This window comes from Massilia sp. 01N410 (genome assembly GCF_056399665.1).
On record NZ_JBFTRV010000001.1, the window covers coordinates 360,840 to 373,790 of the forward strand.

The 12,951-nt window shown below is 68.4% G+C and carries 10 protein-coding genes; 3 read left to right on the forward strand and 7 right to left on the reverse strand.

Annotated elements, in window-relative coordinates; translation table 11 throughout:
- Positions 1-4: 4 nt before the first annotated feature.
- From AC1DOP_RS01635 to AC1DOP_RS01645, 3 genes are all read right to left on the reverse strand, one after another.
- Positions 5-1,639 carry a Na+/H+ antiporter gene (locus AC1DOP_RS01635; RefSeq protein WP_441934145.1) on the reverse strand — a complete coding sequence of 545 codons (1,635 nt, stop codon included), beginning with the start codon at positions 1,637-1,639 and terminating at the stop codon, positions 5-7.
- Between the two features lie 66 nt (positions 1,640-1,705).
- Positions 1,706-3,892, reverse strand: coding sequence for a hybrid sensor histidine kinase/response regulator (locus AC1DOP_RS01640; protein ID WP_477249409.1), 2,187 nt, complete (start codon positions 3,890-3,892; stop codon positions 1,706-1,708).
- A gap of 72 nt (positions 3,893-3,964) precedes the next feature.
- Positions 3,965-5,110 carry a pyridoxal phosphate-dependent aminotransferase gene (locus AC1DOP_RS01645; protein ID WP_477249411.1) on the reverse strand — a complete coding sequence of 382 codons (1,146 nt, stop codon included), beginning with the start codon at positions 5,108-5,110 and terminating at the stop codon, positions 3,965-3,967.
- Positions 5,111-5,325: 215 nt separating this feature from the next.
- Between AC1DOP_RS01645 and AC1DOP_RS01650 the strand changes: the two genes are divergently transcribed.
- A complete protein-coding gene (locus AC1DOP_RS01650) occupies positions 5,326-5,661 on the forward strand; it encodes a hypothetical protein (RefSeq protein WP_441934149.1) in 336 nt (111 codons plus the stop codon).
- A 135-nt stretch (positions 5,662-5,796) separates the two neighbouring features.
- Positions 5,797-6,402 carry an isochorismatase family protein gene (locus AC1DOP_RS01655; protein WP_477249413.1) on the forward strand — a complete coding sequence of 202 codons (606 nt, stop codon included), beginning with the start codon at positions 5,797-5,799 and terminating at the stop codon, positions 6,400-6,402.
- Positions 6,403-6,406: 4 nt separating this feature from the next.
- On the opposite strand, the gene AC1DOP_RS01660 is transcribed toward AC1DOP_RS01655, so the two are convergent.
- From AC1DOP_RS01660 to AC1DOP_RS01670, 3 genes are read right to left on the reverse strand one after another with little or no spacing between them, the layout of a single operon-like run.
- Complete coding sequence (locus tag AC1DOP_RS01660; RefSeq protein WP_477249415.1) at positions 6,407-7,909, reverse strand: tetratricopeptide repeat protein; 1,503 nt, start codon at positions 7,907-7,909, stop codon at positions 6,407-6,409.
- Between the two features lies 1 nt (position 7,910).
- Complete coding sequence (locus AC1DOP_RS01665) at positions 7,911-10,199, reverse strand: xanthine dehydrogenase family protein molybdopterin-binding subunit (protein ID WP_477249417.1); 2,289 nt, start codon at positions 10,197-10,199, stop codon at positions 7,911-7,913.
- Positions 10,196-10,684 carry a (2Fe-2S)-binding protein gene (locus AC1DOP_RS01670; protein WP_441934156.1) on the reverse strand — a complete coding sequence of 163 codons (489 nt, stop codon included), beginning with the start codon at positions 10,682-10,684 and terminating at the stop codon, positions 10,196-10,198. The genes AC1DOP_RS01665 and AC1DOP_RS01670 overlap by 4 nt, the downstream gene beginning before the upstream one ends.
- 104 nt (positions 10,685-10,788) lie before the next feature.
- Here AC1DOP_RS01670 and AC1DOP_RS01675 point away from each other — a divergent pair, with 104 nt between their 5' ends.
- Entirely contained in the window at positions 10,789-11,628 is an 840-nt protein-coding gene (locus tag AC1DOP_RS01675) for a hypothetical protein (RefSeq protein ID WP_477249419.1), read from the forward strand.
- Here the strand turns inward: AC1DOP_RS01675 and AC1DOP_RS01680 are convergent.
- The gene (locus tag AC1DOP_RS01680) at positions 11,610-12,938 is read right to left on the reverse strand and encodes an erythromycin esterase family protein (protein WP_441934160.1); all 1,329 of its coding nucleotides are present in this window, start codon (positions 12,936-12,938) and stop codon (positions 11,610-11,612) included. The genes AC1DOP_RS01675 and AC1DOP_RS01680 overlap by 19 nt on opposite strands.
- Positions 12,939-12,951 lie beyond the last annotated feature (13 nt).

Here is a 12,951-nt window from a genome sequence, read left to right on the forward strand (position 1 = left end):
GCCTTCAGGCCTCCCGGTAGCGCGCCTCCACCAGGTCGATTTCGCGCAGGAGTTTACGCGCCGTCTCGTCGGAGATTTCGCCGCGGCGGCCCAGGCGCAGGATGGTGTCGCGCTCGGCGCGCAGGGCGGTCAGGCGGTAGTCGCGCTCGGCCTTGCGCGCCGCGTGGACGTCGGGACCGGCGCCGTCGCCCAGCTGGATGTTGCGCAGGCGGTTGCGGTAGAGGTTGATCACCGTGGTGCTGGCGTTGGCCTGCACTTCGCTGTCGGCGCCGGTGTGCCGGCGGGCGGCCTGTTCGACCGCGTCGACGGCGGCCAGCACGGCGGCGTGGCGGGCGCGGTCTTCCTCCTGCTCGGCGGAGGTCTCGGGCGGCACTTCCAGTCCGCGCAGCAGGCGCGGCAGGGCCACGCTGGCCAGCAGCAGGGAGACCACGATCACCGCGCTGGCCAACAGGATCGCCAGCTCGCGGCCCGGGAAGGGCGTGCCGTCTTCCAGCACCAGCGGCAGGGTCAGCACGCCGGCCATGGTGAGGGCGCCGCGCACGCCGGCGAAGGACGTCGCCAGGATCAGGCGCATGCGCGGCTTGAACACCTGCTGGCCCAGCCGGCGCTGGTTCAGGATGGTGAGACGCAGCGAGACCCAGACCCAGATGAAGCGCAGCAGCACCAGGCCCAGGCTGAGCGCCAGCGCGTTCCCGGCCAGCCACCACGGATCGAAGGGCGCGCCGCCGCCGGGCGGGTGCAGGGCGCCGCGCGCGATGTCCGGCAGCTGTTCGCCGAGCAGCACGAACATCACGCCGTTCAGGCTGAACTGCAGGGCGTCCCAGATGACGTTGCGGCGGATGCGGGTGGAGGGCGTGGCCGAGCCGCCCAGCTCCACATAGCTCATCGTGACGCCGGCCGCCACCGCGGCCAGGATGCCGGATGCCCCGATGTGTTCCGCCGCCAGGTAGGCGCCGAAGGGCGTCAGCAGGTTGATCAGGATCGGCATGCCTTCGTCCTCGCCGAAGCGGCGCAGCAGGAAGTTGTGCAGGCGCGAGATGGCCCAGGTGACGGTGACCCCGGCGCCGACGCCGGCCAGCGCCACCCACAGGAAGGTGAGGGCGGCCTGGGTCGGCGAGAACACCCCGGTGACGGCGGCCGCCACCGCGAAGCGGAAGCACACCAGGCCGCTGGCGTCGTTCAGCAGGCTCTCGCCTTCGATGATGTGCATCAGGCGCGGCGGCACAGGAATCCGGCTGGTGATCGCGGACACCGCCACCGGATCGGTGGGCGCGACGATGGCCGCCAGCGCGAAGGCGACCGGCAGCGGCAGCGCGGGAATCAGCCAGTGCATCAGGAAGCCGGCGCCGACCACGGTGAACAGCACCAGGCCGAAGGCCAGTTCGAGGATCGTGCCCTTGTCGCGGAACAGGCCGACCTTCGGGATGCGCCAGCCATCCAGGAACAGCAGCGGCGGAAGGAAGAGCAGGAAGAAGATGTCGGGTTCGAGCGCAACCCCATGGTGAAACATGCCCGAGATGACGGCGCCCAGGGCGATCTGGATCAGCGGCAGCGGGATCGCGAACGGCAGCATCCGTCCCACCCACCCGCTGACGATCACCGCGAGCAGCATTGCCAGGACGACTTCGACCGACTCCATCCGCTTACCTCCTTGTCAAAACCCGATGATAAGGGATGCGGCGGCTGAGCGCCGGACTTTAGAACCTTAGCGCTTGATGTTCGCCTCCGCGGCCGCCGCCAGGATGTCGGACAGCTGGGTCGTATTGACGGGCTTGACCAGGTAGTGGTCGAAGCCGGCCGCCATCGAGGCGTCGCGGTCCTGCTGGCGGCCGTAGCCGGTCATCGCGATCAGGGTCGCGTTGCTGGCCTCGGGCAGCATGCGCAGGCGGCGCGCCAGCTCGTTGCCGTCGAAGTCGGGCAGGCCGATGTCGAGCAGGCAGACTTCCGGCGCCATGGTTTTGGCCAGCGCCAGCGCGTCGCCGGCCGAATACGCGACCTCGACTTCGTGGCCGGCAGAGTGCAGGAACAGCTGCAGGGTGTGGACGGCGTCGACGTTGTCGTCCACCAGCAGGATGCGCAGCGGGACGGCGCCGTTGTCCGCGCGCTCGCCGGCCGGCTGCGCGGCCAGCACCACGTCCTGGCTGTAGCGCGGCAGGCGCACCGTGAAGGTCGAGCCCTTGCCCAGGCCCGGACTGTAGGCGGACACGCTGCCGCCGTGCAGCTCGATCAGGCTCTTGACGAGGGCCAGGCCCAGTCCGAGGCCGCCCTGCGAGCGGTCCGGGGTGCGTTCGGCCTGGGTGAACAGGTCGAACACGCGCTCCACCAGCACCGGGTCCATGCCGATGCCGTCGTCCTGCACCGTCAGCACGTATTCCTCGCCGCTGGCGTCCAGGCGCAGCTGCAGCGAGCCGCCTTCCGGCGTGTACTTGGTCGAGTTGTTCAGCAGGTTGGCGATCACCTGCACCAGGCGCTTGTGGTCGCCCTTGACGTGGGCCGGCTCGGGCGGCAGGTCGATCACCAGGCGGTGGCGGCGCGCGGTGACCAATGGGCGGATCTGCTCGGCGGCGTCGTCGACCACGCGGCGCAGGTCCAGTACCTGGGTCGACAGCGACACCAGGCCGCGCGTGACCCGCGAGACGTCCAGCAGGTCGTCCACCAGGCTGGTCATGTGGTCGACCTGGCGCACGATGATCGAGCAGGTCTGGGTGATCTGGGTGTTATCCGAGTGGAGCAGCTTCAGGAGGTGGGCGCCGGTGCTGATCGGCGCCAGCGGGTTGCGCAGCTCGTGCGCCAGCATCGCCAGGAATTCGTCCTTGCGCTGGTCGGCGGCGCGCAGCTCGCGTTCGGCCAGCGAGCGCGCGGATTCCTTCTTCTGCAGCGAGGCGGCCATGCGGTCGAGGGCCTGGGCCAGGTTGCCGATCTCCTCGTTGGCGTAGTCGATGCCGGAGCGGGCGTCGAGGTCGCCGGCGGCGATGCGCTCGGCGGTGCCCATCAGCTTGCGCACCCGCTGCACGATCAGGACGTCGCCCACCAGCCAGGCCGCCAGCAGGGCCAGCAGGGTGGTCGCGGCCAGGCCCAGCAGCGACATCAGCTGGTCGTGGCGCGCGGCCGAGGTGATGGTGTCGGTCGGGATGCCGATCGTGACGGTGTAGTCGGTCAGGGCCGGGGCGCCGACGCGGGCGAAGGTGTGCAGGCGCTCGACGCCGTCGTCGCCGCGGATGGTCACGGCGCGCTGGCCGGCGGTGGACATCGCCTCCAGCGTGGCGGGCGACAGGCGGGTGCCGAAATAGCGTTCCGGGTCGGGACGGCGCGAGATCACGCTGCCGCGCGCGTCGGCGGTCGCCAGCACCGAGCCGGGCGGCAGGTTGATGTCGTTGATGAAGGTGTCCAGGCCTTCCAGGTCCATCGCCGCGAACACCACGGCCAGGACCTTGCCGGTGCGGTCGATCACCGGATAGGTCAGGTTGATGGTGTGCTTCTTGATCACGCGGCCGAACACGTAGTCGCCGGCGATGAAGCGGCGCTCCGAGATCGCGCGGCGGAAGTGGCTGCGGTCGCCCAGGTTGACCGGGTGGAGCAGGGGCACGGCGGAGCAGGTCACGTCGCCGTTCAGCTGGATCAGGCCGAAGTTGACGAAGCCCTCGTTGCGGTCGAGGACATCCGACAGCAGCGAGGTGCATTTGGCGGTATCGCCCATGAGGTCCGGCACGGACGCCAGGTCGACCAGGATCTGGCGCGCGCCCTCGATCGACTGGGCCTCGTTGGCGGCCGCCATGCCGGTAAGGCGGCGCAGGTTTTCCTCGGAAGCCTTGATGGCATGCTCGCGCTCGCGGATGCCCGACAGGATCGTCATCACGGCCAGCGGCATCATCGCCAGCGCTACCAGCAACATGAGCCTGCTGCGCAGGCTGTTCAAGCGAAAACGGCCCTGCGCGAAGCTGCGGCCCAACCCAGATGTCATTATCTATTTCTTCAAATCGCCGAATTCCACAATCCTGCGAATGCCGTCGCGCAGCGTCGCCACGTCGTCGGAAATGTAGCCGAGGCGGATAAAGCCCGGTACGCCCAGCGCGTCGCCGGGCATGATGGCCACTTTCTTGTCTTCGATCAGGCGCTCCGCGAAGCCGACGGTATCCATCGTCAGGCTGCGCACGTCTCCCCACAGGTACGGGCCGGATGCCGGCGCGTGCATGACGATCCAGGGGACCTCGGCAAACAGCCTCACCGCCAGGTCGCGCCGCTGGCGGTAGTCCGCCATCATCTCGTGGGGCGCGCCGGTGGCGAAAGCGGCGACGGCCGCCACCTGCGAGAGGTGGGGCGCGGCGGCCGTGATCGGTCCCTGCAGCGTCTGCATCGCGTCGACCACATCGGCCGGGGCCAGCGCGAAGCCGACCCGCCAACCCATCATCGCGTAGCTCTGCGAGGCGGAGAAGATGGTGATGACACCGATCTTCCGCCAGTCGCACAGCGCGGCAAGGCTGGTGTGTTCGCCTTCGAAGATCAGGTGCTCGTAACTTTCGTCGACGATCACCTTGGCCCCAATACGTTCCACCCAGGCACGAATGTGTTCCAGTTCGTCGCGAGTGTACACCTTGCCGGTCGGGTTGTGCGGGTTATTGATGATGACGACCTTCGGGATTTCCAGACTGTCCAGCAGCTGCGGCGTGATGGCGTCCGGCAGGTCGACCAGGATGGGGCGCAGGCCCAGCAGCTGGGAGGTGGCGACATAGGCCGGCCAGTGCGGCTTGAAGATCAGCACGCTGTCCCCCGGATCGGCGATCGTGTACAGGGCTTCGTACAGCGCCTGCTTGGCGCCGTTGGTGACGATGATCTCGGAGGCGGACGCCTCGATGCCGTTCTCCTCGCGCAGCTTGGCGGCCAGGCGGGCGCGCACGTCGAGGGCGCCGACCACGCTGGTATAGGGCATGGTGCGCTCGCGTTCGACCGCGTGGGCGACCGCGTCCAGCACTGGCCGCGGCGCCGGGAAGTGCGAGATCGCGATCGAAAAATCGATGACCGGCTGACCCTCCGCACGCAAGGCTTCCACCCGCCCATGCATGGCAGTCGTGGCAAGTGGACGGGAGGAAGCGATCCGGGCCGATGTGTGCATTCTTGTCTGTCTCCGTAAGCGTTTGAAAGGCTGGGTTTCTTGCCACCCTGGACTCGAGTGTTGCTTGATTGTACTGGTTTTAAAAATCTGTGACGCACGAGACACACATGTAACTTTTTGGCAATCCCTGTGCGCAACCGGCGCTGGCGCGAGCGCCGCGCGGCGACCGTTTCTGGTACGGTGGACCGGACCGAATCATTTGTTGGAGCAAAGCCATGGCTATGGAAAATGTGATTGTGCGGACCTTCATCCACCCGAGCGCCGCCGAAGAGGCGCGCAATGAGCTGCTCGCCGCCGGCATCCCGGCCGACGACGTCGAGGTCAAGGTCCGCATCGACGAGACCGGCGGCGTGCGGGGCAATTTTTCGGTCGGTGACCCCGGTGTCCGGGGCGACACCGATTACCGCTATACCTATGCGCCGATCGACCAGACCGATGTGCACGACTGCCAGATCACGGTGAACGCCGGCGACGCCGCCCAGGCCGCGCGCGCGGCGGCGATCCTGGACAGGCTGGGGGCGCTGGATCCGGATCCGGCGCATCGGCATTAATACCGCCGTTCCCGCGAAAGCGAAAAGAGCCCAGCGGGCTCTTTTCCCCATGCCGAGCGGCCGAAGTTGTACTGTCGAATACGCTATAGTGTTGTCGAAGCACGGAATCCTGTGCCTCAAGCCAGTGGAAAAAATATGAGCGCTATCCATCTCGATAACACCGACGCCCTCTTGATCATCGACCTGCAAGTCGACTTCCTCCCCGGCGGCGCCCTCGGCGTCGCCAGCGGACACGAAGTCGTCGCGCCGATCAACCACCTGATCGAACTGTTCCGCGAACAGGGCCTGGCGGTCTATGCCTCGCGCGACTGGCACCCGGGCGACCATTGCTCGTTCACGGCCCAGGGCGGCCCCTGGCCACCGCATTGCGTGGCCGGTACGCCGGGCGCCGAATTCACCGCCGAGCTGGCCCTGCCGGACGACGCCATCGTCGTCTCGAAGGCCGACACCGCGGCGGTCGACGCCTATTCGGCCTTTGCCGGCACCGACCTGGCGGCCCAGCTGCGCGCGCGCGGCGTCGGCCGCGTCACCGTGTGCGGCCTGGCCACCGACTACTGCGTGCTGAATACCGTGACCGACGCGCTGGAAGAGGGCTTCGACACCATCGTGGTGCCGGAAGCGATGCGCGCGGTGGACGTCAGGGCGGGCGACGGCACCCGCGCGCTCGACCGCATGGTGGCGCGCGGCGCCGTGCCGGTGCGGCTGGGCGAGTTCGGAATGATGGCGCTGTCGGTGGCCTGAGGAATCAGGGGCGGCGCAGCAGGAACAGCATGCCGGCGACGTCGGCCCCATGTTCCTGGCGCAGGACGGCGTCGCGCTGTTCGTGCACCGTCATGCCGGCCGCGGCGGCGCAGGCGCGCACATAGGCCGGTGCGTGCGCGAAGCGGTTCGAGGCCGTGATCGCGTAACCGCTGCCGCTCTCCTGCGCCAGCGTCTCCACCGAGAACGCGAAGCGCCCGCCCGGCCGAAGGGCGCGCGCCACCCGCTCGAACAGCTTTCCCAGTTCGCCGATGTACACGAGCACGTCGGCCGCCAGCACCAGATCCCATTCCGCCTGCCGGCCGTCCAGCCAGGCGACGATATCGGCGCAGGCCAGTTCGTCGTACAGGCAGGTCTCGCGGGCCTTTGCCAGCATCTTTTCGGACAGGTCGACGCCGCCGAGACGCCGCGCCAGTGGGCGCAGCAGGGGCGCGCACAGGCCGGTGCCGCAGCCGAGATCCAGCACGGCATCGAAGGGCGTATCCGATCCCGCCGGAAGCATCGAGACCAGCAGCTCCGGCGTCCGGTACCCCAGCACCCCGACCAGGTGACGGTCGAAGTGCCCGGCATACTGGTCGAACAGGCCCTTCACGTAATCGGCGGGCGCCGAAGCGGGCGGATCGCCTTCGCCCAGCGCCGCCAGCGCGAAATCGATGCCGGCGGGGTCGGCGCCCAGCTCACGGGCGCGCCGATAGGCGGCGATCGCCGCTTCGCGCCGGCCCAGCGCGCGCAGCGCGTTGGCGCGGTAGTGCTCGGCCATCGCGTAATCGGGGCGGAGCCGCAGGGCGTGTTCGTAGCTGTCCAGCGCCCGGGACAGGTCGCCGGATTTCTTGAGGGCCGCGCCGCGTGCGCACCAGATCTCGGCCTGGCGGGCCGGCGCGGCGCTCGTCAACGCGGCGTCGTAGGCCTCCACGGCCTGCGCAAACCGGTCGAGCGCCTGCAGGGCGTTGCCCAGTGCCTGCAGCGCGTCCGCATAGCCGGGGCGTGCGGCCAGGGCCTGTTCGGCGCTGGCGGCGGCGTCGCCATGGCGGCCGAGATCGTTGAGGACGATGGCGCGGTGGCACCAGGCTTCCGGATAATTCGCGCTCAGCGCGAGGGCGCGTTCGTAGCTGTCCAGCGACTCGGGAAGGCGGCCGAGGCGGCGCAGGGTGTTGCCGCGGTTGTTCCAGGCCAGGGCATAACGCGGGTCGAGGCGCAGCGCGGTTTCGACGCTCTGCAGCGCGGCCTCGGCCTGGCCCAGGTCCTGCAGGGCGGCGCCGAGGTTGCAGTGGGCACGGGCCTGCCGAGGGTCGACCTGCAGTGACTGCCGGATCAGCTCGACGGCCTGTGCCGGATCGCCGCGCTGGCGTTCGATGACCCCGCTCAGGTGCAGGGCGTCGAACTGGCGCGGGTCGAGCGCCAGCACCTGCCGGTAGAGTTCGCGCGCCTGCTCCAGCCGTCCCTGCTGGTGCAGGGCGACGGCCTGGCGGAGCAGGGAGCCCGCATCCAACTCAGCTCCAGCTCAGGTCGGTCTTGCTGAGCGGGAGTTCGCGCACGCGCTTGCCGGTGGCGGCGAAGATCGCGTTGCAAACGGCCGGCGCCAGCGGCGGGAACACCGGTTCGCCCAGGCCCGTGACCGGGTAATCGGTCTTCAGGAAGTGGGTTTCGATCCTGGTCGGCGTGTCCGGCATGCGCAGCAGCGGGTAGTCGTGGAAGTTGCTCTGCACGATGCGGCCCTTCTCGAGATTCAGCGAGGGGTACATCAGCGTCGAAAGACCATCGATCACCGAGCCCTGCACCTGGTTCTCGGCGCCGGACAGGTTGACGATCTGGGCGCCGATGTCGCTCACCACCACCACGCGGTCCACCTTCAACTGGCCTTCCTTCGACACCGTGACCTCGGCCACTTCCGCCACATAGCCGCGGTGGCTGAAGTGGAAGGCCACGCCGGCACCCTGGCCGCGCGCGAACTTGCGCCTGCCCCAGCCGGACTTCTCGGCCACGGCCTTGAGCACATTGCGCATGCGCGAGACGTTATAGGGCACGCCGCGCTCGCCGGTACCGGCCACCATGTTGGCGTCACCGAGGATCTCGAGGCGGAACTCTATGGAATCGCGGCCGGCGGCATGGGCCAGTTCGTCGATGAAGCTGTGGAAGACCCAGGCGAACACGTTCGAGCCCGGCGCACGCCACGGTCCCATCGGGATGCGGCATTCGAGCGGGGTCTGCTCGAGCAGGCAGTTGGCGACCCAGCGGCCCGGGAACTCGTCGCCCGACAGGCTGGCGCCGCTGCCCGGCCGCAGCACGCTGCCGGTGGTGCCGTCGCTTTCTTTCTGCTCGACGCGGTTGGCGAAGGTGACGAAGTGATCGTGCCAGGCCACCAGCTTGCCGGCGGAATCGACGCCGCCACGCAGGAAGTGGAAGCCGCCGGCGCGGAAGTGGTCATGCTGCAGGTCGTCCTCGCGCATCCAGGTCAGCTTCACCGGCGCCTTGACCTTCTGGGCGATGGCGACCGCGTCGACGATGAAGTCGGACGACAAGCGTCGGCCGAAGCCGCCGCCGCTGCGCGTGATGTGCAGGGTAATCTTCTCTTTCGGGATGTTGAAAGTGCTGGCGACCAGGGCCTGGCCGGCGCCCGGGTTCTGGGTCGGCGCCCACAGTTCCACGCTGCCGTCCTTCGGATCGATGGCGGCGGTGCAGTTCTGCGGCTCCATGCTCGCATGCGAGATGAAGGGGTAGGTGTAGGCCGACTCCACGGTGCGGGCGGCGCCGGCCAGCGCGGTGTCGACGTCGCCATCGCGGCGCATGGTGACCGTGCCCGGCTGTTTGGCTGCAGCCTGGGCCTGGGCCAGGAAGCCCGCCCAGCTATGGTGCGCGCCTTCGCCTTCGTCCCACTGCACCTGCAATTTTTTACGCGCGCTGATCGCGTTCCAGGTGCTGTTGGCGACGATCGCCACGCCCGGACGCAGGCCGTTCAGGTTTTCGGTGCCTTCGACGATGAAGGCATCCTTCACGCCCGGCATGGCCTTGATGGCGGCCAGGTTGGCGGAGCTTGGTGCGCCGCCCAGCACCGGACATTTCACATACACGGCGTACAGCATGCCGGGCAGCTGGACGTCGATGCCGAACAGAGGCTTGCCGGCCACGACCTTGTCGTTGTCGACGCCGCCGATGCGCGTTCCCAGCAGGCGGTAAGTGGACGGATCCTTGAGCTGGACGCCTTTCGCATCCGGCACCGGTAGCGCGGCCGCGGTCTTCACCAGCTGGCCGTAGCCGAGGCGGCGCTTCGACGCATCGTGCAGCACGGCGCCGCGTTCGGCGCGGCATTCGCCGGCCGGCACGCCCCAGGTCTGGGCGGCGGCCTGGACCAGCATGGTGCGCGCGGTGGCGCCCAGGCGGTGGAAGTTCTCGTAATTGGTCGGGGTCGAGGTGGAACCGCCGGCGCCCTGCGGACCATAGGCCGGGTTCAGGTCGCCCTGGACCACGCGCACATCTTTCCATTCGACGTCCAGCTCTTCGGCGATCACCATCGGCAGCGAGGTCTTGATGCCCTGGCCGATTTCCGGCTGCTTGGACACCAGGGTGACGATGCCGTCCTGGGCAATGCGGATGAAGACGTTGGGCGAGAATTCGGTGGCGGCGCCCGGGGCGGCGGCCTGGCCCTGGGCGAGGGCGGCGATGGTGCCGCCGCCATACAGGCCGAGGGCCAGCAGCGAGCCGCCGGCGGCGGACTGGCGCAGGAAGCTGCGGCGCGAAGCGGAAGCGGAAGCGGATTTCAGCTCGTCTTGGCGCGCGCTCATTGCTTGCCCTTTCCGGCGGGTTTGGCGGAAGCGATCTCGGCGGCGCGGTGGATACCGGCGCGGATGCGGACATAGGTGGCGCAGCGGCACAGGTTGCCGGCCATGGCGTCGTCGATCTGGGCGTCGGTCGGTCGCGGATGCTGCTTGAGCAGGGCGCAGGCGCTCATGATCTGGCCGGACTGGCAGTAGCCGCACTGGGGCACGTCGAGTTCCTGCCAGGCCTGCTGCAGCGGGTGGGCGGCGTTCGCATCCAGTCCCTCGATGGTCGTGACCTTGCGCTTGCCGATGGCGGACACCGGCAGCTGGCAGGCGCGCGCCGGCTGGCCGTCCACGTGGACGGTGCAGGCGCCGCAGGCGCCGACGCCGCAGCCGTACTTGGTGCCGACCAGGCCCATGGTATCGCGCAGGGCCCACAGCAGCGGCGTGTCCGCTTCGACGTCCACGGTCTGCGCCTTGCCGTTGACGCTCAAGGTGTATTTACTCATGTCTTCCGTTTCCGAGTTGCCAGAACATAAGGACGCAATCGTAAACCAAAGCGGGGCGTCTGGAACAAGGATTTATCGCACACCGCGTTTTGCGGGCTAAGATGATGCCATTTCGATACTCCGGCTGGCTGTCCGGGCAAGGGGAAGCGATGGTCGAATTGAATCCAGACGTGGTCCGGGCGATCGCCGCCAGGCATGAAGGACGTCCTGAAGACGCACTGGTGATACTGATCGGGCTGTTCGCACGTGTCTGCAAGGATGAAGCCTTCGCCGGCAAGAATATGTTCATCGTGGTGTTCGAGTGGGAAATGCTGGCCGGGGAGCACGGTCCGGCACGCGATGCCCTGGCCCGGGCGCGCGACGCCCAGGCCCGGCAGTTGCTGGACGGCGACAACATATTCCGCTCGGGCCGCGGCTACCCCGGCACGCGCTTCCAGCTGATCGCCGGCATCAACGACACGCTGAAGGATCCGCAGTCGACCGTCGAGCTGTTCGCGCACATGGAAGACACGATGCCCGAGGATGCGCGGCATGCGGCCTGGACGGCCTTGCCGGCGATGGTGGCGGCCGGCGACTTCGAGCGCGCCGAACGCTACCTGCCCGATCCCCTGGCGCGTACCGGCGAGCTGAACGCGATGGCGGCCAGCCTGCCGCTGTTCCCGCCGCTGGGCGCCGCGCCGCGGCTGGCGGCCGAGCTGGCCAATGCGATGAAGGACGTCTGGCTATGCGCTTCGACCTTCGAGGGACTGGGGCGAGGCACCGAAGCGGACGAATTGCGCGGCGCGGCGCTGGCCGGCATCGAGTCCGAAGAAATGCGCGCGCTGGCCGCGCGCGAACTGGCCGACCCCGGAACGATCTTCCGTGAGATCGGCGAGCACCAGGAGGCGCAGGCGGCGCGCGCCGGCCGCCTCCACCTCGTGTCGAATCAGAATCCGCCCGGATAGGTTTCCGGCGGCTCTTCCGAGTGCCAGCCGCCGCCCGGATCGATGGGCGTGACGGCCGTGGTGCGGTCGATGTGGATCACGGCGTCGAACTGGACCGCCATCTGGGCCGAAAAATAATGGCTCTGGCGTTCCGTGCGCGGCAGGTAGATGACGCCGATCGCCCGCTCCAGGCGCTTCTGCATCAGGGCTTCGCGGGCCGGACTGTCTCCGCGCAGAGGCAGCAGGAAGCGCTCGATGCCGGTCTCGTGCAGCAGCTCTTCGTAGCTGCCGGGCATGCCGGGGCGCACCCGCTTGTGTTCGGCCGGGCCATCCCATTCCGAAGCCGCCGTGACGAAGCCTTCGTAGGTCGAAAAGCCGATCAAGCGTGTCTGGCCGTCGTAGGCCTTGCGCGCCAGTTCGCCGACGTTCCATTCGCCCAGCTGGCCGACCTCGGTGGCGCGTGCATCGCCGATGTGGGAATTGTGCTCCCACACGACAATTTTGGCCGGCTCCCCGTGCCGCGACAGGTGCTGGGCCAGGGCTTCCAGGGTCTCGGCCATGTGGCTGTCGCGCAGGTTCCAGGACGAGACGCGGCCGCGGAACATGGTCCGGTAGTATTCCTCGGCATTCTTGACCAGGCGCGCATTCTGCTGGGCGTAGAAGAAGCCGTCCTCGCTGCCGTCCTTTTGCGCGTATTCGCAGGCGCGCCGCTGCATCTGGTTCAGCTGCTCGATCACGCCTTCCTCGCAGGAAGCCGACAGGTCCAGGTTGGCCGAGTAGCCGTAGTGCTGGCTGTCCTCGTAGTAATGGTCGAAGCAGGCATAGCGTTCGCGCGCGATTCTGGCGGCCTGCGGATCGACCTTGTCGAGATAGGCCAGCACTTCGCGCAGCGAGGTGAACAGGCTGTACAGGTCGAGGCCGTAGAAGCCGACCTGCTTGCCGCCGGCCTGTTTCTCATTGTGCTCGCGCAGCCAGTCGACGAAGGCGGAAACGTCGGTATTCCGCCACATCCAGCTCGGGAAGCGTTCGAAGCCGGACAGGGCGGCGTTGGTATCGGCATCCTCGCCCTGGCCGCGCACGTAGCGGTTGACGCGGTAGGCGTCCGGCCAGTCGGCCTCGACGGCCACGGCATGGAAGCCCTTTTCCTCGATCAAGCGTTGCGTGATGCGCGCGCGCTCCTCGTAGAACTCGTGGGTGCCATGGGTGGCCTCGCCCAGCAGCACGAAGCGGGCGTCGCCCACCAGGTCGAGCAGTTCATCGTAGTCGCGCCGGCCGCCTCCCAGCGGGATGGCGGCGGCGCGGATGGCGGCAACGGGGTCAGGGCTGGCCATGATGCCGGGTTCC